General features: G+C 42.4%; 18 protein-coding genes. 10 read left to right on the top strand and 8 right to left on the bottom strand.

Annotated elements, in window-relative coordinates:
* Positions 1-628 precede the first annotated feature (628 nt).
* From VB775_RS00815 to VB775_RS00835, 5 genes are all read left to right on the top strand, one after another.
* Positions 629-1,336, top strand: coding sequence for a manganese catalase family protein (locus tag VB775_RS00815; protein ID WP_281008396.1), 708 nt, complete (start codon positions 629-631; stop codon positions 1,334-1,336).
* A 193-nt stretch (positions 1,337-1,529) separates the two neighbouring features.
* Positions 1,530-2,141 carry a signal transduction histidine kinase (STHK), LytS gene (locus VB775_RS00820; RefSeq protein ID WP_281008397.1) on the top strand — a complete coding sequence of 204 codons (612 nt, stop codon included), beginning with the start codon at positions 1,530-1,532 and terminating at the stop codon, positions 2,139-2,141.
* A 115-nt stretch (positions 2,142-2,256) separates the two neighbouring features.
* The gene (locus VB775_RS00825; protein WP_281008398.1) at positions 2,257-2,712 is read left to right on the top strand and encodes a BON domain-containing protein; all 456 of its coding nucleotides are present in this window, start codon (positions 2,257-2,259) and stop codon (positions 2,710-2,712) included.
* A 132-nt stretch (positions 2,713-2,844) separates the two neighbouring features.
* Positions 2,845-3,051 (top strand): chlorophyll a/b-binding protein, encoded by a 207-nt coding sequence (locus tag VB775_RS00830; RefSeq protein WP_342593573.1) that lies wholly within the window; start codon positions 2,845-2,847, stop codon positions 3,049-3,051.
* A 31-nt stretch (positions 3,052-3,082) separates the two neighbouring features.
* Positions 3,083-3,535 (top strand): hypothetical protein, encoded by a 453-nt coding sequence (locus VB775_RS00835; RefSeq protein ID WP_281008399.1) that lies wholly within the window; start codon positions 3,083-3,085, stop codon positions 3,533-3,535.
* A gap of 662 nt (positions 3,536-4,197) precedes the next feature.
* On the opposite strand, the gene VB775_RS00840 is transcribed toward VB775_RS00835, so the two are convergent.
* Positions 4,198-4,896: a GntR family transcriptional regulator gene (locus tag VB775_RS00840; RefSeq protein ID WP_281008400.1), complete on the bottom strand. Its 699-nt coding sequence runs from the start codon at positions 4,894-4,896 to the stop codon at positions 4,198-4,200.
* 552 nt (positions 4,897-5,448) lie between these two features.
* Here VB775_RS00840 and VB775_RS00845 point away from each other — a divergent pair.
* Complete coding sequence (locus tag VB775_RS00845) at positions 5,449-6,687, top strand: Zn-dependent hydrolase (protein WP_281008401.1); 1,239 nt, start codon at positions 5,449-5,451, stop codon at positions 6,685-6,687.
* A gap of 205 nt (positions 6,688-6,892) precedes the next feature.
* Here the strand turns inward: VB775_RS00845 and VB775_RS00850 are convergent, their stop codons facing one another.
* Both VB775_RS00850 and VB775_RS00855 read right to left on the bottom strand, forming a co-directional pair.
* On the bottom strand, positions 6,893-8,059 hold the full coding sequence (locus tag VB775_RS00850; RefSeq protein WP_281008402.1) for a homocysteine biosynthesis protein: 1,167 nt from the start codon (positions 8,057-8,059) through the stop codon (positions 6,893-6,895).
* 195 nt (positions 8,060-8,254) lie between these two features.
* Positions 8,255-8,731 carry a T3SS (YopN, CesT) and YbjN peptide-binding chaperone 1 gene (locus tag VB775_RS00855; RefSeq protein WP_281008403.1) on the bottom strand — a complete coding sequence of 159 codons (477 nt, stop codon included), beginning with the start codon at positions 8,729-8,731 and terminating at the stop codon, positions 8,255-8,257.
* A 335-nt stretch (positions 8,732-9,066) separates the two neighbouring features.
* On the opposite strand from VB775_RS00855, the gene metK reads away from it, so the two are divergent.
* From metK to VB775_RS00875, 4 genes are all read left to right on the top strand, one after another.
* Positions 9,067-10,305: a methionine adenosyltransferase gene (gene metK, locus VB775_RS00860; RefSeq protein ID WP_281008404.1), complete on the top strand. Its 1,239-nt coding sequence runs from the start codon at positions 9,067-9,069 to the stop codon at positions 10,303-10,305.
* A gap of 85 nt (positions 10,306-10,390) precedes the next feature.
* The gene (locus VB775_RS00865; protein ID WP_281008405.1) at positions 10,391-11,443 is read left to right on the top strand and encodes an NADP(H)-dependent aldo-keto reductase; all 1,053 of its coding nucleotides are present in this window, start codon (positions 10,391-10,393) and stop codon (positions 11,441-11,443) included.
* A 116-nt stretch (positions 11,444-11,559) separates the two neighbouring features.
* Complete coding sequence (locus VB775_RS00870) at positions 11,560-11,721, top strand: hypothetical protein (protein WP_281008406.1); 162 nt, start codon at positions 11,560-11,562, stop codon at positions 11,719-11,721.
* A 33-nt stretch (positions 11,722-11,754) separates the two neighbouring features.
* Positions 11,755-13,566 (top strand): phosphodiester glycosidase family protein, encoded by a 1,812-nt coding sequence (locus VB775_RS00875; RefSeq protein ID WP_281008407.1) that lies wholly within the window; start codon positions 11,755-11,757, stop codon positions 13,564-13,566.
* Positions 13,567-13,615: 49 nt separating this feature from the next.
* Here the strand turns inward: VB775_RS00875 and VB775_RS00880 are convergent, their stop codons facing one another.
* The 5 genes from VB775_RS00880 to VB775_RS00900 all read right to left on the bottom strand — a co-directional run bounded on the left by VB775_RS00880 (position 13,616) and on the right by VB775_RS00900 (position 21,161).
* Positions 13,616-14,362 carry a Uma2 family endonuclease gene (locus tag VB775_RS00880; protein WP_281008408.1) on the bottom strand — a complete coding sequence of 249 codons (747 nt, stop codon included), beginning with the start codon at positions 14,360-14,362 and terminating at the stop codon, positions 13,616-13,618.
* Between the two features lie 48 nt (positions 14,363-14,410).
* A complete protein-coding gene (locus tag VB775_RS00885; RefSeq protein ID WP_281008409.1) occupies positions 14,411-15,124 on the bottom strand; it encodes a Uma2 family endonuclease in 714 nt (237 codons plus the stop codon).
* Positions 15,125-15,346: 222 nt separating this feature from the next.
* Positions 15,347-17,986 carry a M1 family metallopeptidase gene (locus VB775_RS00890; RefSeq protein WP_281008410.1) on the bottom strand — a complete coding sequence of 880 codons (2,640 nt, stop codon included), beginning with the start codon at positions 17,984-17,986 and terminating at the stop codon, positions 15,347-15,349.
* 566 nt (positions 17,987-18,552) lie between these two features.
* Entirely contained in the window at positions 18,553-19,842 is a 1,290-nt protein-coding gene (locus VB775_RS00895) for a DNA cytosine methyltransferase (RefSeq protein WP_281008411.1), read from the bottom strand.
* Between the two features lie 392 nt (positions 19,843-20,234).
* The gene (locus VB775_RS00900) at positions 20,235-21,161 is read right to left on the bottom strand and encodes an ABC transporter permease (RefSeq protein ID WP_281008412.1); all 927 of its coding nucleotides are present in this window, start codon (positions 21,159-21,161) and stop codon (positions 20,235-20,237) included.
* Positions 21,162-21,226: the final 65 nt, after the last annotated feature.

The following is a 21,226-nucleotide window of genomic DNA, read 5'->3' on the forward strand; positions in this document are numbered from 1 at the left end:
GAGTAGTTGTTTGACAATCTTAGGGAAGTTAGATAACATTGTTAACATTATTTTTTGTTTTGACGCTTCTAATTTATCAAATTAGAAGCGTGTTTTTCTAGCTTTTTTCTATCATTCAACACTTCTGTGTTTGATCTCATGATTAAGTGATGTATAACTTGAGTGAATTGTACTAAATGCAAATAAATCTTTACTATAAAATCTTCGAGTTTTAAAGCTTTGATTAAGTCAAAAAACATTCATTGTACCTGTTATATCTTCTGGTTGTACTTTTGGCGATCGCTACTAGAAAATCCTCTAAATACATTTAATATAAGTGTTTACTGTAACAATTTAAATAGTTTTAACCCATCTCATGCAATTCATTCAATTTGTAATATTCGTCTATACACGATTTATGACATGCAAGTGTAAAGATAGTTGCAGTGAGTAAATTACTGATTGATACTCTGTTTATTCAATGGAATCAATCGCAAGTATTTAAGTGTCTCAATATAACTAAGAACCGAATTTAAAACCTATGCTGACTCTATAAATCTAGGTTTTAGGGTTTAACAATTAATTGAGGCTACTTACTTAGTAACACTTACACCTACATAAATTACACAAAATAATTGAGTGTCAAATTATGTTTTTCCACAAGAAAGATCCCATTCATACTGTACAAGTCGATAAGGCTGATCCTCGTTTTGCTCAACTCTTATTAGAGCAATTTGGCGGAGCAACAGGCGAGCTTTCCGCAGCTTTACAATACTGGGTACAGTCATTTCATATTGAGCTTCCAGGCATCAAAGATATGTTGCAAGACATCGCCATTGAAGAGTTTGGACACTTAGAAATGGTAGGAAAGCTGATTGAAATCCATACCAAAGATGTTGATCAAACGGAAGCCTATAAAAGCACTCTTTTTGCAGTGAAAGGCATGGGACCGCACTTTCTGGATAGTCAAGGTAGTGCTTGGACTGCCACCTACTTAAATGAAGGAGGCGATGTAGTGCGTGACCTCAGAGCCAACATTGCCGCAGAGGCAGGCGCTCGCCAAACCTACGAAGCTTTGATTAAACTCGCAACGGATGATGGAACTTTAAAAACATTACATCACCTGCTGACCAGAGAGATTTCTCATACGCAGATGTTCATGAAAGCTTTGGATTCTCTTGACAAGTTAACTGATCCTTTCTTTGGGAATATTCAGCCTGACGAAACTGTGAAGCTGTACTACAACCTGTCATCTGACGGTAGTGGTAAAGACGAAAGGGGATCTTGGAATTCAGAGCCTGACTTTGAGTACATTGCAGACCCACTAAATCACTCCTCTAAATCAGCTTCTAAGTAACTAGTGTTATGCAGAGTGAAAATCTGCCCTCATCCCTCAGCCCCTTCTCCTGCGGGAGAAGGGGAGCAAGATTGCTAATGCTTTCTAGTTCCCCTCTCCTGTAGGAGAAGGGCTAGGGGTGAGAGTTTTAGCTAACTTCTGTATGCACTGAGTAAACAACTAAACCATCAATTTATTAACGGATTAAAAGATTATGATTGGACAAATTGGACAAAACAGACGTGCTACAGGTACATTCTCGACTCACCACGACGCTGAATCAGCTTTGGGTGAATTGAGAAGTAGCGAATTCAATATGGATCAAATTTCGATCATTGGTAACAATGTTAATCGCAATTCTGATATGGCTGGCGCTCAAAAAGGTGAACACCTTAATGATCTTGACAATAAAGATATTGACAACAAAGTGGGTGAAGGTGCTGCTACAGGGGCTGCCTCTGGTGGTGCAGTTGGAGGACTAACTGGCTTGCTCGTAGGATTGGGACTTGTTGCCATCCCTGGAGTTGGCCCTGTGATGTTGGCTGGTGCGGCGGCTACGGCTTTGGCGACGACTCTCACTGGTGGTGCGATCGGCGCAGCCGCAGGTGGTCTCGTAGGAGGATTGGTTGGTTTGGGTATTCCCAAAGACCGTGCCAAAGTCTATAGCGATCGCGTAGATCAAGGAGATTACTTGGTAATGGTTGACGGCAATGATCAAGAGATTCGCCAAGCTGAAGAGATTTTCCAACGTAACGGTATCCGTGAATGGGGCATTTACAACTCTGATAATGCTTCTACCAGAACAGGTGATGTCTCTTTGAGATAAGTAACTGACTCACCAATTAAATGCAATTTCCAAAAAGATTGCGATGCAATCTTTTTGGAAATTGCTCTGCTTCATGAGCCCTAAACAGACTGTATCAAATTGAGGAATTCTTGCTATGAATAAAAAAATTGCTTCCCTGCTACTAACGAGTTCTCTTTTAATTACAGTAGTATCTTGCACCGATGCTCGAACTTCATCTGATGCTCCTGAGCCTAACGCAAACTACAGCACTAGTAACCCTACCGCCTCGCCCCAAAACACTCAAGCGGCTGTGGATGATGCTCAAGATGAAACTCGTAAGAGGCAGTTGGAATCTAACATTCGTGCGCGTGAGCAACGCAATGACGCAATGGGTGATACAGCAATGCGACCAGATAGTGATCTGGCTAGTGAAGTTCGCAGCAAATTGGAAGCGAATATTCCTAGAGGGATTTTAACTGTAGAGTCCAAAGATGCAAATGTTGTCGTGTCAGGAACCGTTTCTTCTGCTGAGGAACTTGAGAGAATCAAGAGTTTAGCAATGGAAATCAAGGGTGTTAAAACCGTCGAGGTTAAAGCAACAATGAACTAATTAGTAGGGACAATTCATGAATTGCCCCTACTAATTAACATAAGTCGTTCTGAACCATGATCTCCATCATCAGCATGGGATTTTCTCAGAAGTCATCAGATTGATTAGACAATAATTATTTGGAGAACTACTATGCAAACTAATACACCACAAGCTGAAGCAGCAGAAGTTATGCAGCGCAATGCTTGGATTTCAGGATTTACACCACAAGCTGAACTCTGGAACGGTCGTCTTGCGATGATTGGATTTGTCTCAGCGATCGCGATCGAACTATTTACACATCAAGGTGTTCTCCATTTTTGGGGCATCCTTTCGTCAGGTGTAGTTCCAGGTTCGTAAACTTAAAGAACCAATTTGTGATGGCGCGGCTTTGCCGCGCCATCACAAAGTTGTCTGTGGCTTAATCGCTTTTGCTAATGTCACTCCTGCGATCGCATCTCAGGACAACCAAATCATTGACAACCTGACTATGCCGAACATTCAGAAAAAATCTGAAGAGATATTAAAAACTAGTCCCTACAATACTAATCCAGAATACACATCTGGTGATGCGTCAAATCAAGGTTTAAATGAGATTCAAGGAACTGCTGATTTCAATAAAATGAAGCGAACTTCCAATGAAAATACACTACCTGTTGTAAAGCAAGTTGGAAAGGCTCTTGATAAAGCTGGTGATCAAATTAACTCTGCTACAGATGACTCCTTAAACAAAGCTGGCGATGCAGCTAGCTATGTAAAAGACAAGGCAGGAGAGGCTCTGAACACCTTGACTGACAAAGCTTCGGATACCGCTAAAGCAATCAAAAACAAAGTTAAATCTTAAACAGATTAGGACTTACTTTCTACCAGTTAAAGTTGTGCGTATAGCGCTTTTCAACTAAGCGAGGTACAAAAGTTTGTTTCCCCACCGAAGGCGGGGAAACAAACCCGTACTTCACTAGACTGATAAACGCTATAGCTCCGCCGCGCCCAACTTTACTGTGATAACTGGTGTTATGTGGAAGAAAGAATTTCTGTGATAGCAAAAGTCTAGGGCTGGCACGGGGGCACAGCCCCTTGTATCTAGGAAGAAAAGTAAAGGATAAAATCTTTACTAAGATCCAACAAGCAAAGGCAGAGATAAACTCGAGCAGCCCCTACAAAAATCTAAATTATTGGGGTAGGGGCAATCCCCCCGTGGTTGCCCTGCTTCGCTATCAGCAAGAGGTTCATTATCTGAGTTCCACGTAATATCAGTTATATTAGTTGTGATTGGAAGATTATGCATTGAATTTATTGTAAGTAGATCACCATAGAGAATCTGTCCCGCCCGCTACGCGGGCGGGACAGATTTCTAGGTTTGGACAAACCAAAAAGAAGAGTGGCGGCGCGAAGCGCCGCCACTCTTCTTTTTTAGTTTTAACGTGACGTGAATTAGGAACGCTATAGTTAGTTGGTTGAAACAATTGCAATTAATTGCAATTGTTAGAGGTTTAAATCTGATGATTAGCTTTGTTGATTTTGTAGTTGCTCAATTTCGTGAATAACTCTGGCTTGACTAGACATTAAGTGATTGCTTAGAGCCGTGAAAGCTTCTTCATGATTACGCTGTACGATCGCTTCATATATTTGACGATGCTCTGATCTGATCTCTAAAACCTTGAGATTTTGCTGCACCGTCTGCATTCGCAATAAAGCCATCTTGTCAAATAGCTGATCCAGCAAAAGCGCTAACCAAGGATTACCAGAACATTCAGCGATCGCCCGATGAAATTGATAATCAATATGTAGTAACTGGTAACTAGTTAGTTGATTTGGTTGCTGAGCGATCGCCTTTTCCGCCTGTTGAATAGCCAACTCGATTTTTCCCAACTGCTCACTATTAGCATTTTTGCAGGCTTCTAGTACTGATTCTTGTTCTAGTACCAAGCGGCAACGATAGAGATGTTTTGCATCAGCCGTTGAAAAACTAACCACTCGCAAATTACCATTGTCATCAGCAACGACAAGCTGTTCTTGTTGCAATTGCTGTAGAGCTTCACGGATCGGTGTACGACTAACTTGCAATTTCTCGGCAATTTGAGTTTCTACTAAACGTGAGCCAGCTAAAAATTCCCCTGACAATATAGCTGAGCGCAAAACCTGATAGGTTTGCTCACGTAAAGATTGCGAACGCTGGATAGGACGTGGTGAAGAGAGCAACAATCAGAAATCTCCTAAAATCTGTATGAATAATTTTCTATGATTTTAACTATAACCAGATCAGCAGAAATTATGAAAGTTTTATTTGATTTGCCTTATTTGTTTTGCCTTAGAAACCATTTAAGAATTACTTTCTGCGGTCAAAAGTTCTAAGAGATCCCACTCAATCCACCTTTTATAAGGGGGAAGAGTTCAAATTCTCCCCTCTTTTTAAGGGGGCTGGGGGGATCTAAACAATTCTTAAATGATTTCTTAGAAGTTGCACCTTAAAGATTGGATCATAGCGACCATGACTAATCTCTAAACAGACAATGGGCTTAATCCCATTGTTCCTCAATTTTTCAATACATTTTAGTTGCCAAGTAGCTAGGTAAAATTAAATATAAAACCCCAAGATCTGTAGTGCTGGCTGTGCCTACGCCACAGATTTTGACTCTAGTTTTAAATATATCTAACTACTTATAAATAACGCATGTATTAATCATAAACATGTGTATACAGTATATTGTATTCATAGTCTATTACTTAATATATCTTCAAGGAATAATCTGAGTCATGATAGCGCTACTCCCCAAACTGGCGATCAATTGCGATCGCCTTGATCGCAGTCTTACTGAACTTGCCGAAATTGGCAAACTGCCCAATGGTGGGGTATGTCGGCTAGCTTTTTCAAAAGAAGACATTCAAGCCCGTGCATTAGTTACATCTTGGATGCAAGAAGCTGGTATGTCAGTGCGTAGTGATGCAGTTGGAAACATTATTGGTACTTATGCAGGAACAGAATCAAAAGCTGCTTTGGCGACAGGCTCTCACATCGATACCGTACCCGTTGGAGGACGCTACGACGGTTGCTTGGGCGTTTTGGCGGGAATCGAAGTGGCGCGAGTGTTACAGGAAAATCAGGTGCGGATGTGTCATCCCTTTGAGGTAATAGTTTTTTCTGACGAAGAAAATAGTGTGATTGGCTGTAAAGCGATCGCAGGCAATGCCCCCATCGATCCTGAACGATACCGTCGCAAAGATGGCACTTCAATTCAAGACTGCTTAAAAAATGTTAGTGGTGATTGGGAAAAGCTGCATACAGCCAAACGCGATCGTCACGAAATCGCCGCTTTTATCGAACTCCATGTGGAGCAAGGTGGTGTACTTGAAGCCTTAGATAAACAAATTGGTGTAGTCACAGGAATAGTCGGTCAATATCGCTTCATGGTGACAATTATCGGTCGCCCAAATCATGCAGGGACCACACCGATGCATATGCGAAAAGATGCTCTTGTAGCGGCTTCTCAACTCGTCCTCGCCATCAATCGTCTTGGTGTCGAAACAAAGGGTGAACAAGTAGCAACAGTAGGACATATGACAGTATCACCTAATGCTACTAATGTTGTGCCTGCGCGAGTGGATCTGAGTATCGATTTGCGTGACCTCTCCGAAGAAAATCTTCTCTATTTAATCGCACAAATTGAAAAAGAATGTGAAGCGATCGCCCGAAGCACAGGTACAGAAATCAACATTGAGCAGAAACTTCATGTGCTGCCAACTCCAGCCAAACCTGAATTAATGGAGGCGATCGCCAATGTATGTCAAGAACTCAAACTTAGTTATGACTATCTACCCAGCCGTGCAGGGCATGACGCACAAGAGATTGGTCGCATTACGGATATGGCGATGATTTTTGTGCCAAGTCGTGATGGTATTAGCCATTCTCAAGATGAATATACCTCTCCTGAACAATGCGCTCAGGGAGCGAATGTTTTATTACATACTCTTTTAGCGATCGATAAATTGCTGTAAATTAACGTCAGTTCGACGAAAGCGAAAAATGGTAAGAATCGCTTAGCGATTCTTACCATTTTTCGCCATTTGCTTCGTGCGAAGCACGCCGCAAATGGCTATATCGAACTCACGTTAAATTACACCAAAGCATAGGACATAAAACCCAAAAGAGAATGACGGTGCTTAGCACCGTCATTCTCTTTTGGGTTTTGATTTTTTCAAACTAAAATCCACGTACATCTTGCGGTAAAAAAGCGCGATCGCTTGGCAACATCGCAACAGGTTCTGTCAACGTAAAATCACCTTTCACAATCCAATCCTTCAGAGTTTTAGCTGCTTCTTCTGATAAATGTAGGCTTGCTAGAGGTGCTGTGCGAACCGTTGAACCAGAGATCGTGATCTTGCCAGACTTGAGTTGAGCATAGGAAACAGAACCAAAAATCGGACGTACTCGCCTCGGAATTGAGAAGTCAATCACAGGTGCAACTAATTCTTCATCTAGTACGGAGGCTCTTGCAACAACTTCTTCGTTAATTACAGGTAATGGTACAGCTACACCCATCATCAAAGATGCCCCATAATTACGGAAATAGCAGCCACGCACCCATTCAGAAGTCATTTGTTTAGCATCACCAATCAGAGCAAGTGTCGCCGCAGGACCAATCGGAGTACGGTTCTCTAAACGCTTTTGCAATGGGAAATGTTGGGTTCCTTCCCACGCCACATAGCCAATCCCTCCGCCCATGAAAATGCGTGTACCAATCCCAATTAATTGCAAATCGGGATCATTCCATAACGGTGAAATTGCCCCTGGATTGGAGTAAACAGCATTACCTAAACGGGGTTGCAGGGGACCTAAATAAGTATAGAGAGTCTCCTCACCTCCATTTACACCAACAATAAAATTCTGATAGAGATTGCGAGGATTAAATAGATAGAATTGATTAATTGATTCTTTGGTAATCGTTGTTTCAAAATTGGCGCGAGGATAGCAATCATTGGGATGCCCGATCGCCTTAAAGCTCACCGTCTTCCCTGCGATTAAATCTGCAATTACATGCCCACCACCACGATATAGGGGTGCTTCATCCGTAGGATCAGCTTCTTGGGTTGCACCTAAATAAATGTCAACAGCCCCAAACCCCGCGTAGGCTGGTACACCATCAATCCAACAAGTACGAATTTTAATTGGTGGATCTGTATGTCCTAGATTCAGAATTGCCCCCGATGATTCCATCGGCTCAAATGTGCCTGTCACGATCACATCAACTTGTTTGGCAGCTTGGGTGACACCGATATCAGCGACAAGGGCTTTAAGTTCGGTAGCCGTGAGGACTTTAGCCTTACCAGCTTTGATTTTGGCATTAATATCAGCGATCGTTTGAGGCATAGGACTTTGCTAAATGGCAGTTACATCAAGTTAGAAAATAGCGTAGCCATTTCTTAACTTGAAAACCCACACTGGGTTTGTTTTTTTAATTCACGAAAGTGTGACAACACTTTCGTGAATTGATACTATCTAGAATATAGCGATTTGCGCTCTCATAAAAAACTAAAGGGGATGCTAAGCATCCCCTTTAGTTTTTTATAATGACCAGCCGTTACTGGATAACGTACCTGCATGAATGCGATCTAAGGCTCGTTTACCACCCCAGCGATCGACAATTTTATCGTCATATTCGTCAGCAATTTCCATCACGGCTCTCACTGAGGACTCTAGTTCTTTCATGTCACAAGTCGAGCCAACAATTGAATGCTCAAAAAGAATTTCACTATCGGGCGATATCCCAAAGGCTCCAAAAATCATTTTGGCATTTTCTTCGAGTAAATATCGCATTAAGTCTGGCTTTAACTCGGCTCCAACTACTACATAAGAGCGTGTATTAATAATTGCATCATCTTCGTCCCAAGGAAAAATTAGCACCTCCACTAGTGCCGATCCCATAAATATGCCTAATCCTGGTATATCTTGACGAGCGCAAGGACATTTGCCAAATATCTCTTGCATCCACGTTACTACTTTTTCATAACAGGCTTCTTGAGCAGTAGTTTGAAATTTCAAGTTATTAGCCTCCATGGTTTGAAAACACTTTGTGATTTTGGCAATCAATAGTAGTAGGGGTTTTGCGATTTAATAAAGAACCAATTGTTTGTGGCGCGGCTTCGCCGCGCCACAAACAATTGGTTCTTTATTTTACTGCGCGTCCTTAATTAGATTAATCAGACTATACCTATACACAGCCACATTTTCAAATGAAACCCCAAAAATGGGATGCGGCGCGAAGCACTACATCCCATTTTTGGGGTTTCATTATAACGCCTTGTACTATGATGGATAAATCTTAAGAGATACAAAAATTTTGCCTTATCACTTCTTACGTTTAGGAGGAAACATAGTTGGCTAGTCGCTTCTTATTTACATCTGAATCAGTTACGGAAGGTCACCCTGATAAAATTTGTGATCAAATTTCCGATACGATTCTCGATACCTTATTGGCTCAAGATCCGCGATCGCGTGTCGCAGCCGAGGTTGTAGTTAACACGGGTCTAGTCTTGATCACAGGGGAAATCACAACTAAAGCGCATGTCAACTACGTCGATATTGCTCGTAAAAAAATTGCAGAAATTGGTTATACCAATGCTGATAATGGCTTTTCGGCAAATAGCTGTGCGGTAATGGTCGCGCTTGACGAACAATCTCCAGACATTGCTCAAGGCGTAAACGTAGCACTTGAAGCCCGCACTGGTGCAGAAGAAGATGCCGCCCTCGAAGCAGTTGGCGCTGGTGATCAAGGGATTATGTTTGGATTTGCTTGCGACGAAACCCCTGAGTTTATGCCCATGCCGATCGCGATCGCTCACCGCTTAGCGCGTCAGTTATCAGTGGTTCGTAAAAATGGCACTTTGGCTTATTTGCGTCCCGATGGTAAAACTCAAGTCACCGTGGTTTATGAAGGTGACAAGCCTGTGGCGATCGATACGATCCTGATCTCGACTCAACATGATGCGGCGATCGATGGCATTAGTGATGAAGCCAAAGTCCAAGAAAGGATCAAAGCTGATCTCTGGAAACATGTAGTTTTGCCTAGCTTTGCCGATACTTCAGTTAAGCCCAATGACCAAACTCGCTATTTGGTTAACCCCACAGGTAAATTTGTAATTGGTGGACCACAAGGCGACTCGGGTCTGACGGGACGCAAAATTATTGTTGATACTTACGGCGGCTATGCACGTCATGGTGGCGGTGCTTTCTCAGGCAAAGATCCCACAAAAGTCGATCGCAGTGCCGCCTATGCAGCTCGTCATGCTGCTAAAAATATTGTGGCGGCTGGGCTTGCCAGTAAGTGCGAGTTACAAATCAGCTATGCGATCGGTGTGGCGCGTCCTACCAGTATGCACATCGAGACATTCGGCACAGGCAAGGTTGATGAGGAAACTCTACTACGCTTAGTCAAGGACAATTTTGATTTGCGCCCTGCGGCAATTATCAAGAATTTTGATTTGCAAAATTTACCAAGCGATCGCAAGGGGCGTTTCTATCAAGATGTGGCTGCCTATGGTCACATGGGACGCAATGATCTAGACCTCCCTTGGGAACGTCTAGACAAAGTAGAAATCCTGAAAAATAACGCTTAATTTTATAAAGAAGAAAGGTTCGCTAAGCGAGCCTTTCTTCTTTATGCGATGGTATTGTTATGTTTGTGGTATACATGCATTCAACATGGAATATAGAAGACTAGGTACAAGTGAACTCTTGGTGTCCGAAATTTGCCTAGGAACAATGACCTATGGACAACAAAACACGATCGCCGAAGCCCATGAACAACTAGACTATGCGATCTCTCAAGGGATCAATTTTATTGATACTGCCGAGATGTATCCTGTACCACCCAACTCTGAAACCCAAGGCAGAACTGAGAAATATATTGGTGAATGGCTATCACAACCACACATTAAGCAGCAGCGCGATAAATTAATTATTGCTACCAAAATTATTGGTTCGGGTCGTAATTACAAATGGCTGCGAGATGATTCAAGTGCTGCTCTAAGTCGTAAAAATATTTTACAAGCTGTAGATAATAGCTTGAAACGCTTACAAACTGACTACATCGATCTCTATCAAATTCACTGGCCTGATCGTAATGTACCAATGTTTGGACAGGTGGACTTTGATCCTGAGCAAGAGCGAGAGATGGTCAGTATTGTAGAGCAACTAGAAACCTTTGCTAAATTAATTCAGGCAGGTAAAATTCGCTGCTTGGGGGTCAGTAATGAAACTGCATGGGGCATCTGTGAATTTAGTCATGCAGCGAAGAGATTAGGTTTACCAAGAATTGTATCGATTCAAAATGCTTATAGTTTGCTTAACCGCACTTTTGATAGCCACCTTGCGGAGGCCTGTTATCGAGAAGAAGTAAGTTTGCTTGCCTATAGTCCACTAGCCTTTGGACATTTGTCTGGTAAATATGTTCAAGGTACAGCAGAAAATACACGTATATCTCTATTCCCGACCTTTGGACAGCGCTATCAAAAAGTTAATGTCAATGAAGCCACAGAAAAGTACGTGGCGATCGCTCAAAAATATAATCTATCATCGACGCAATTAGCTTTAGCTTTTGTGAGAAGTCGTTGGTTTGTGGCAAGTACAATTATTGGTGCGACGAAGATGGCCCAGCTTAAGGAAAATATTGACAGTGCTAATATTCAATTAGATGCGGAGATTTTGGTGGAAATTGACAACGTTCACTCTCGCTACTTTAATCCAGTATCTTAGGTTATCTCTGAATAATGTTTAGACACTTTATGTACTTGTGCAAAATAAATTACCAAAACCTATAAAGTTGCGCTCTGCAAGAGCGCAACTTTATAGGTTTTGCTTTGTCATTAATTATGTCTAGCTACAGAAATTTTCATTATGAAACCGATTTTGGTGTTTTCAGCGCCTTCGGCGCTGAAAACACCAAAATCGGTTTTTTGAAAGCCCGCCGTTGGCGGGCTTTCAAAAAACCGATTTTTATAATGAGAATTGCTGATCTAGCTAATTATGTCTAAACATTATTCAAACTATAGTACCTGTTTAGCCCCATGAAAATAACATCCCGTAAAACGCTAATTTCCTTTCTTGCTGCCGTTAGCTGTCAAATCCTGATTGCTGACAGCGCACCTTCAGCAACCATACCTGATAGTGGAAATGTAATTCAATTAAATGGACAGCCTTGGTCAGGACGTTGGATTAGAAGAGTGGAGCAAGGGCAACAAAGCTTCTATGTGCAGGAAGATTGGCTAACAGGTGGCTTAGGTGTGCAGATGCTGGATTCGGACAAAGCCGATCGCCAAAGATTGCGATGGTTTTCGAGTCCTACATTTTCGCGAGTTGCCTTTGATAATACAGGTCGATTTCGCTATCTCGATCTTGCGCCTTTCGCTGAGCAATGGCGGACAGAAATAGCAGGAAATTCCCTGAATATTTACACCCCCGATGCGACCATGCAAGCTGTGCGGCGAAGTAAACAGCCTTGGGGCGATCGCCTTGTGATCGATTTGAATCGGCGGACTCCTTGGCGCGTTAATCAGCAGGGCAATGTGATTACGGTAATTGTATCGGCTGAGGTAGCTGCGGATTTACCCATTGGCACAAATGCGATCACAGGTAATTTAGTCAAGTCGGTTAATGTGCAGCCACAGGGCAAATTAACCCAGATTCAGATTCAAACGAATGCGCCGATTAATCCTGCGATCGAGATGCTTAGTAGTCCGACACCTAAGATTGTGATCGATTTACGACGTGATTATGTACCACCAAGTTTAACTGTGCAATGGGCGGAAGGATTGCGAAGAATTGAACGAGTGGTGGAAATTCCCAACAAACCAAAGAATGATAAAGATCCGAAAACAATTAAGTTTGCGGTAACGGCTCTAGAAGTTGATTTGAAATCTCCACAATTAAAATTACGCGCTATCTGGAGTAATCCCGATGGCTCTCCTAACGGAATCTTAGGTTTGATGCCTCTGCCGCAAATGGTGCAACAGGCGCAAGCGGTAGGGGCGATTAATGGCGGATTTTTTAATCGGATTCGGAAGTTACCCGTTGGCGCAATTCGGGAAGGAAATCGTTGGTTAGCAGGAACGGCGCTAGTAAGAGGAGCGATCGCTTGGAATGAGAAGGGTGAAACGCTGATTGATCGCCTAAATTTCAAAGAGGAAATCAGTACCGCCAGTCAAATCACGATTGCGCTGACTAATCTCAATAGTGGCTATGTTCAGAGAGGAATTGCTCGTTATACACCTAATTGGGGAAGTGTATATTCACCACTTACCGAAAATGAACTTTTAATTGTAGTTCGAGGCGATCGCGTCGTGGCTCAATATCAAGGCGGTGCAGTGGGTGTGGGGCAAATCACCATTCCTAACGACGGCTATGTTTTAGTAGCGAGACAAACGCCTGAAGCGGCTAAACAATTACCTGTTGGTATGACTGTCCGTGGTCGTCAGGCTTTCATTCCTGATAAGTTTGCGAATTTCCCTAACTTAATTGGTGCTGGCCCCTTACTACTTAAAAATGGAAGTCTATCCTTAGATGGAAAATTAGAACAATTTCAAGCAGGATTTGATACTCAAGCGGCTAATCGTAGTGCGATCGCTACTACAAAAGAGAAAGGTAAACTAATCCTTGCCACTGTTCAAGCTGCACCTGAAGGCGTTGCTCCTAATCTCTTGCAAACTGCGGAAGTTCTCAAAAAGATGGGAGCAGTTGATGCGCTTAATCTTGATGGTGGTAGTTCTTCGAGCTTATTTTTAGGTGGGGAAATTCTCAATCGTCCAATAACAGCAATTGCTCCTGTACATAATGCGATCGCCATTTTCATTACTCCACCACCAGCTAAACCGCAATTCTAAACCTATTTGCATTTTGCCATAGGCAAAATGCAAACCCCAAAACCTTATTTCATTCAAGCAGTTCACCGAAGCGATCACGATATTTTTGCAGCATTGCCTCCATCTCATCAAGCTTTACTGCTGTTTGCTCCGCACGTTGATGTTCTTGCTCAGCCCGTAAGAACTCTTGCTCAGCCCGCAGACGCTCCTTATTTGCGCGTAAGCATTCCTCCTCCAGCATGGTATTAATTTCGATATAAGAATAAAACTTAGTTCCATCAGGACGATAGATTTGCAACTCATCAGTGAGATTAAAGCGAATACCCAATCGAGGGCTGACCCAATCATGGGATTCGGGAATGGTATCCAAACTCCCTGCATTCCTAATCAAAACCTCAAGATTGTTGTTGGTAGGATTGTAAATGTAATATTCCTCAACGCCATAGCGATCATAAAAAATCAGCTTTTTTGCCATCTCTACAGATTTATTACTAGGCGAAAGAATCTCAAAGACAACTTGAGGCGCAATATTTGCTTCTTCCCATTGCTTATAAGAGCCGCGATCACCCTTTGGACGACCAAAAACCACCATCGTGTCAGGAGCCGCCGCAATTTGAGTTTGTCCTTCAACGGGATACCACAACAAGTCGCCAGCAACAAATACTTGAGGATCGTTAGCGTATAGCCAGTCAATATTTTGCTGAATTGTCAAAATCCATCGAAACTGCTTGGTATTATCTGCCATCGGTTTCCCGTCACTTTCGGGATAGGTAATTTCGGGTTGGGCTAGTTGTTTTTGGCTCAGTTGGCTGACCATTGGCTTTGGCTCCTGAACTTATTAGTTATTTTTATTGTACAGCGATTTTTACTGAGGCAATTCGCCAAAGCGATCGCGATATTGTTTTAGCATTGCCTCCATCTCTTTAAGTTGTTGTGAAGCTTGTTCGGCACGCTGGTACTCTTGTTCGGCGCGTACAGATTCATGCTCTGCTCTTAAGCTTTCCTGCTCCAACATTCTATTGATTTCGATATAAGAATAGAACTTAGTGCCATCAGGACGATAAATTTGAAGTTCTTCACCAGAAAGATCGAAACGAATCCCCAACCTAGGACTGACCCAATTATGAGATTCAGAAATACTATCCAAACCATTACGATTTCTAGCCCAGATTTCTAGATTGTCATTCGTAGGGTTATAGATGTAGTACTCTTCGACATTATAGCGATCGTAAAAAAGCAGCTTTTTTGCCATCTCTACAGATTTATTACTAGGCGAAAGAATCTCAAAGACAACTTGAGGCGCAATATTTGCTTCTTCCCATTGCTTATAAGAGCCGCGATCACCCTTTGGACGACCAAAAACCACCATCGTGTCAGGAGCCGCCGCAATTTGAGTTTGTCCTTCAACGGGATACCACAACAAGTCGCCAGCAACAAATACTTGAGGATCGTTAGCGTATAGCCAGTCAATATTTTGCTGAATTGTCAAAATCCATCGAAACTGCTTGGTATTATCTGCCATCGGTTTCCCGTCACTTTCGGGATAAATAATTTCAGTTTTGCTCAGTTGACCGACCATAGTTTTTGGCTCCCGAACGTATGGAGATTTCTTATTATAGCTGTCGCCATTCTTGTTAGGACATAAAGCCCAAATAGTGTGAGGCGGCGCTTTGCGCCGCCTCACACTATTTGGGCTTTGAATTGTCCTGATACAGGTTGCTATAGCTATATATCGCGATTTTTTAAGACGGTAGTTCACTGAAACCATAAAAGAAAAAGCACCCAAAGGGTGCTTTTTCTTTTATGGTTTGGCTTTAGCCTCGATCGCTTCTAGACGACTCTTCAAATCCTGATTGTCTTTGCGAACTTGATCAAGCTCTTCACGTAGTTGCTTCAATCCTGCATCCTTACCGATCGCTCTCTGGACTCGTTGAACGGCTTCATCGGCAACACGGCGCACCCTTCCATCAGGCGTAGAATCAGAGAGCGATCGCAATACGCCGATGGCTGCTGCACTATCGACTTGCCCAAGAGCGCCGACAACAGCCATCTGGGTTAAAAAGAAAGTTTCTTGAGCAATTACTTTTAGACGATTGAGAATCTTCTCAGTCTTTGGTTTCGATTGGGATTTGCCCATTGCACCTAAAGCTCGAATTGAAGCTAAACGCAATGGCTGTGGGACATCAGGCTCCGTATATTTGAGAACTGTTTCTAGAGCCTCATCGGAATCTTTGAGTTTGGACAAACCCGCGATCGCGCCCGATCTCACCACTTCATTCCAACCTGCTCTCTCTTTGAGAACTGTCTGTAGTAGCTTCACTACCTTAGAAGGTTCTCGCTCTGAACTTAAAGCTGCCGCCAAGTCCCCTGTCAGTCTTGCGGCAGTAGCTTCCACATTGTAGCTAGGATCGCCTTTTTTGATGAAAGGTTTGATCAGATCCAAACTCTTCTGTACCTTGTTTTGGGCTAAACCATTAATTACTGCCATTCTCACCTTGGCATCTGGATCTTCTAATCCCTTAGCCAAAGCCTCAAAAGCTTGATCAAGTTTAATCGCCGCAAGATTTTCAGCAATCTCCACACGCACACCCCAGAATTTCTCATCGATAAGGGCTTGTCCGAGCGCTTTTACCGCTTCCAAGCCACCTTTTTTAGCTAAGGCTTCGGCACATTGAATTCTGGCGATCGGATCGGGATCAGACTGTAAGCCAGCTTTGAGTTCAGCAACACCATATTCGAGACTGACTTGCTTGAGATAGTTATTACCGCGATCAAAACTGATGTATTTGGGCTTCTGTTTTAAAGGGAAGTAAAAAGATTGCTCCTTCTCAAATACGCGCACTGTGAAAGCTTGATTCGAGGCTACTTCTTCAAAGCCAAAGCCAATGGGAATCTTCAAATCAAACAATTCATCTTGAGTTTGCGTAACTGTGACCTTCGCCAAGTTATTATCTCCATCCCAGCTATAGCCAATCTTATATTCTGGATGTCCACCACGAAATACATATTGATCAAAAAGGAACATGCAGTTTTTGCCCGTCGCTTCCTCGATCGCTCTCAGCAGATCAATCGTCTCAACGGTCTTATGAGCATTAGTCCTCACAAAATGATGAATTGCTTTCCAGAATAAATCGTCGCCTAACTCGGTGCGAAGCATATGATACACACAGCCGCCCTTCTCGTAGATATGGCGATCGTATAGCTCGATCGCTTCCCGATAAACATGGGTCACCATCGGACGACGATAGCGATCCTTATCTTCAGAAATATAGCGACGCGCTTCACCCAGCAAGTAATAAGCAGCTTCTTCGTCTCCATATTCATGATCTGTCCATAGTACTTCTGCGTATGTGGCTGCGCCTTCCTTGACCCAAGCATGAGACCAATGCTTAATTACCAATAAATCTCCAAACCATTGGTGCGCCAACTCATGAGCTACTAAACTTTCACTAGAGCGATTATCCAGTGCGGCTCTGCTATCTAAGACACAGCGATCAGTTAATAGTGTCGTGGAAGTGTTTTCCATGCCGCCAAAAATGAAGTCAGCAACACAAACCTGTGCATATTTAGGAAACGCATAGTCATAGCCATACTTCTCACTGAAGAATTCGATCATCTGCGGCGTTTTGCCCATCGTCAGGATCGCTTCTTCGGCAGTACGGGACTTATCGACATAGTAAGTGACAGGCTTCCCTTTCCATTCATCTTTTACTTCGATAAAATCACCGATCGCTAAAGTCATCAGATAGCTAGGATGAACTTCTTTCTGTGACCAATGATAAATCTTCTCTTTTTTTTGTTCCTTGACATCAATCAATTCTCCATTGGAAATCACCATCAAGTCCTTAGGAACCTTAATCCGAATCTCTGAAGTCGCCAGTTGTCCAGGATAATCAAAACAAGGAAACCAATAGCGCGAGTCTTCATCTTCGCCCTGTGTCCAGACTTGCGTAGGTTTATCAGGTTGATGTTCTGTCGGTTGGACAAAGTAAATACCACGTTGAGGTTGCTCAGCAGCATAGGCGATCGCAATTTCGATCGGTACACCTGCCTTCGTTGGCTGATTCAAATAAATCTTCAGAAATTCGCCATCATAATCAAACTTGCACTTAGTCTTGTCTGGATCGGGCTTCGCTTCTATTTGCTCAGTAATGGCGACATGATCAATCCGCAAACTGACTGCATCCAAATTCAAATCATTAATTCCATCACGCACAGGTCGCAAACGAATCTTACAAGTACCCGCGATCGCTTGCTGTGGAATATCAAGCACCAAATCTAGGGCAATATGCTCCACCTGTCCTGGGCGATCGGGGTTGTAATGTGGCTTGGCTCCTGGTAGGTGAAAAGACTTGTGTTTTTTCGATTTGTCACTATCGCCATCCCAAAATCCTAATTCTGAGGCTAATTCTAAATAGCTATCCCAAGATTTGCGGGTCATAAAACTCGATCTCTAATACGTGCCTTGATTTCACCATAGTATAGCAATCTCAAAAAAGTTGGGAAAATATAGTTTAATGGTAGATGGCTATATTGCTAAAATTTTCTACATTAACGTCAGTTCGATGAAGGCGAAAAATGGTAAGAATCGCTAAGCGATTCTTACCATTTTTCACCATTTGCGGCGTGCTTCGCACGCCGCAAATGGCGATATCGAACTCACGTTACATTAGTCTCAATACAATCATTTAAGTAACTGATGTTACGTGGAACGCTGAGAATGGGGCTTGGAGACCAAGCCCCTACAACCAATATGTAGGGATTTGGTCTCCAAAGCCTCTTTTAAGATGATATATAGCAATGTAAGTTTTACTTAGAACATAAAACCAAAAAGATGAGTGGCGGCGCAAAGCGCCGCCACTCATCTTTGTAGTATATCAGTAAGTAACTAATGCTACGTGGATGGAATTTCTGCAATTATCTAAGTCTAGTGCTAGCACGGGGATTGCCCCTACAAAATCTAATATTGAGGTAGGGGCAATCCCCCCGTGGTTGCCCTGCTTTGCTTTAATTCTTTATGAACATTTTTTTAGTTCGTTGCTCAATTGTGTAAGGACTAACCTTGTAGTACTGAGATGCTTTTGTCATATTGAATTCTAATAATGGTCTCTCTCCCATAGAAAGTATTTTCTCACTTAAAGTGGGTGAAACATTCATTGTTTTAATGATTTGGGAAGCGACAGCTTTAGCTAACATCGGTGGTACTGAATTGCCAACTTGTCTAAAACCATGCCAAATTGTCCTATGAAAGCAAAACCAATCTGGGTAGCTATGTAATCTAGCCGCTTCTCGGACAGTTATACATCTTGGAGTAATCGGATGTATGGGACGAGGAGCCGTAAAAGCACCACGATTGCTGGATGTCCCCGCTCTTAGTGTATTACTAATTCCATCTAAAGCTAGCTTGTAAAATCTACTAATGATTTCTACTTCTCCCTGAACTGTATCACTAAAACGCTTTATTGATGTAGCCTGATGTTTTGACATCAGGCTAGAAGTTAATAATTTTTTGTCATATTCTCTTTTATAACTAAAGTGTGATTTGCCTAAATTATTGATTAGCTTTACATATTCACTGAACTGCCCAAATTCTACTTGTAAATTATCCTGTTTCATTAACTCAGGATATTGAGAAATATCGGGTAAGTCTGCGATCGCATCTTTTACCGTCGGACTATCAGGCAAATTCGCAAGCTCTTTAGCAATGCGTTTTGCTTTAGCTGGTTTGGTAATTGGTGATGGATAATTCGGAAGCGGTAAACCTTGACGACAACCGATCAGAAATAATCTTTCACGATGTTGAGGTACTCCAAAATGAGAAGCATCAAGTACTTTGTAAGGACTGAGAATCTCATAACCATTTGCTTTGAAGTTATCAATCACTTCATCTAGAAACTGTCGATGATTGCCTAAAGTCAGACCTTTAACATTTTCCATTACAAAGTAATTAGCGTTGAGTTCTTTAACTAGACGCATAAAATGTGAAACCAATTGATTGCGCGGATCGTCAAAGGCGCGTTTCCCCATCATCGAAAAACCTTGGCAAGGTGGTCCCCCAAAAACTACATCAACCTCGCGATCGCCTATTTTTGATCTTTGCCGAATATCATCACCTGATATCTCCGTAACACTGGCGCAGATAGCAGCCCACATTGGGAAATTATATTCATGGGTGGCGCTATGAATGGGATCGATCTCCACAGAAGCTAGTACATCAAATCCCGCTTGCTCAAAACCAAGCGTCATACCACCCACACCCGCAAATAAATCTACAGCGATCGGTCGTTGATTTCCCATAATCCACAAAGCTTTTAGATATCAGCACAGAAAATCTATTGTATAGCAATGAAAGTTTTGATTAGTGTATAAAAACCAAAAGAAAAGTAGGGATGATTCGCCCCGCAACTTATCTTTTGGTTTTTTATATAGCAATTCTAAATAGTTTGTGAGAGTGCGACCTGAAGGGTTACACTCTCACAAACCTCCAAATCTTACAAATCATTTAGGATCTCTATAGCGAAACACAAAATAGCTAAGTATTTTGTGTTTTTAAAATTCTTACTGGGTTTGGTTTTTCGTTAACAAAAGTGTCGTCACACTTTTGTTAATTGGTATTTAGTGTATTTGCATTTTCAAAAATTGTCATAAAACTTTAAAAGCATTGCAAGGCAATGCTTTTAAAGTTTTAATTATTCATTTGTACCTAACGCTCCTGGAGAACCAGTTAATGTCCTTCGTGGCGAACAAGTAGCGATCGTGATGATTAAAGTCATAATGTAGGGCATGGCATTGAATAAGTAATAGTAAGAATCAAATCCAACTGCCTGAAGAGCTGGTCCGATAGCTTGCGCTCCACCAAACAGCAAAGCTGCCCATAGACAATGAATTGGCTGCCATCTGGCAAAAATTACAAGAGCAACCGCCATTAATCCTTGACCACTTGAAATATTCTCAGCCCAAAGTCCGGGGAAATACAGCGATAAACTTGCGCCACCGATACCAGCCAGAAAGCTACCTGCGACGATCGCGCAGGTACGCACACCCACAACGGAAATTCCCATTGCTCTGGCTGCACTGGGGCTATCACCTACAGCACGTACATATAAACCCCACCGTGTCGAGCTAAAAAACCATTGCATTAATGGTGCGATCGCAATACCAATTAATAGCAATGGACTCACTTTCAGAGCGGCTTGAACTTGAGGAAAGCTGCTCCAATTGCCCCACTCAAGTACAGGCAACGGAATCGCTTTGGGTTGAATAAAGGCTTTGCCAAAGAAGAACGCAATTCCACTACCAAAAATAATCATCGCAATACCAACAGCGACATCGCTTACCTTAGGGCGTTGCGATAACCATGCATGAATTAATCCCAGTCCAACACCTGACAAACCAGCCGCTAAGACTCCTAACCAAGGTGATTTGGTCAAAAAAGAAACTGCATATGCGGTCATTGCCCCAGTGAGCAGTGTTCCTTCTAGACCAAGATTAATCTTGCCAGCTTTTTCAGTAAGACATTCACCTAAACTAACAAATAGAAATGGTGCGCTTCCTCTGAGTGTACCTGCGATGATCGCCAGAGGTACGCTCATCCAGCCTAGTGAAGTATCTGACATAGTTTTGAATTTAGCAATTAGCGATTTTTGATTCAGCGATTAATTCAGCGATTAGTAGTTAGGGA

The sequence above is a fragment of the Pseudanabaena sp. CCNP1317 genome, assembly GCF_034931345.1.
GTDB classification, from domain to species: domain Bacteria; phylum Cyanobacteriota; class Cyanobacteriia; order Pseudanabaenales; family Pseudanabaenaceae; genus Pseudanabaena; species Pseudanabaena galeata.

Excerpts from the sequence above, each read along its gene's own strand:
- VB775_RS00830 (WP_342593573.1), top strand. The coding sequence starts at position 2,845 with ATGCAAACTAATACACCACAAGCTGAAGCAGCAGAAGTTATGCAGCGC.
- VB775_RS00865 (WP_281008405.1), top strand. The coding sequence starts at position 10,391 with ATGGAATATAGAAGACTAGGTACAAGTGAACTCTTGGTGTCCGAAATT.
- VB775_RS00900 (WP_281008412.1), bottom strand. The coding sequence starts at position 21,161 with ATGTCAGATACTTCACTAGGCTGGATGAGCGTACCTCTGGCGATCATC.
- VB775_RS00825 (WP_281008398.1), top strand. The coding sequence starts at position 2,257 with ATGAATAAAAAAATTGCTTCCCTGCTACTAACGAGTTCTCTTTTAATT.
- VB775_RS00885 (WP_281008409.1), bottom strand. The coding sequence starts at position 15,124 with ATGGTCGGTCAACTGAGCAAAACTGAAATTATTTATCCCGAAAGTGAC.
- VB775_RS00845 (WP_281008401.1), top strand. The coding sequence starts at position 5,449 with ATGATAGCGCTACTCCCCAAACTGGCGATCAATTGCGATCGCCTTGAT.
- VB775_RS00815 (WP_281008396.1), top strand. The coding sequence starts at position 629 with ATGTTTTTCCACAAGAAAGATCCCATTCATACTGTACAAGTCGATAAG.
- VB775_RS00895 (WP_281008411.1), bottom strand. The coding sequence starts at position 19,842 with ATGGGAAATCAACGACCGATCGCTGTAGATTTATTTGCGGGTGTGGGT.
- VB775_RS00875 (WP_281008407.1), top strand. The coding sequence starts at position 11,755 with ATGAAAATAACATCCCGTAAAACGCTAATTTCCTTTCTTGCTGCCGTT.
- VB775_RS00820 (WP_281008397.1), top strand. The coding sequence starts at position 1,530 with ATGATTGGACAAATTGGACAAAACAGACGTGCTACAGGTACATTCTCG.
- VB775_RS00870 (WP_281008406.1), top strand. The coding sequence starts at position 11,560 with ATGTCTAGCTACAGAAATTTTCATTATGAAACCGATTTTGGTGTTTTC.
- VB775_RS00890 (WP_281008410.1), bottom strand. The coding sequence starts at position 17,986 with ATGACCCGCAAATCTTGGGATAGCTATTTAGAATTAGCCTCAGAATTA.
- VB775_RS00850 (WP_281008402.1), bottom strand. The coding sequence starts at position 8,059 with ATGCCTCAAACGATCGCTGATATTAATGCCAAAATCAAAGCTGGTAAG.
- VB775_RS00880 (WP_281008408.1), bottom strand. The coding sequence starts at position 14,362 with ATGGTCAGCCAACTGAGCCAAAAACAACTAGCCCAACCCGAAATTACC.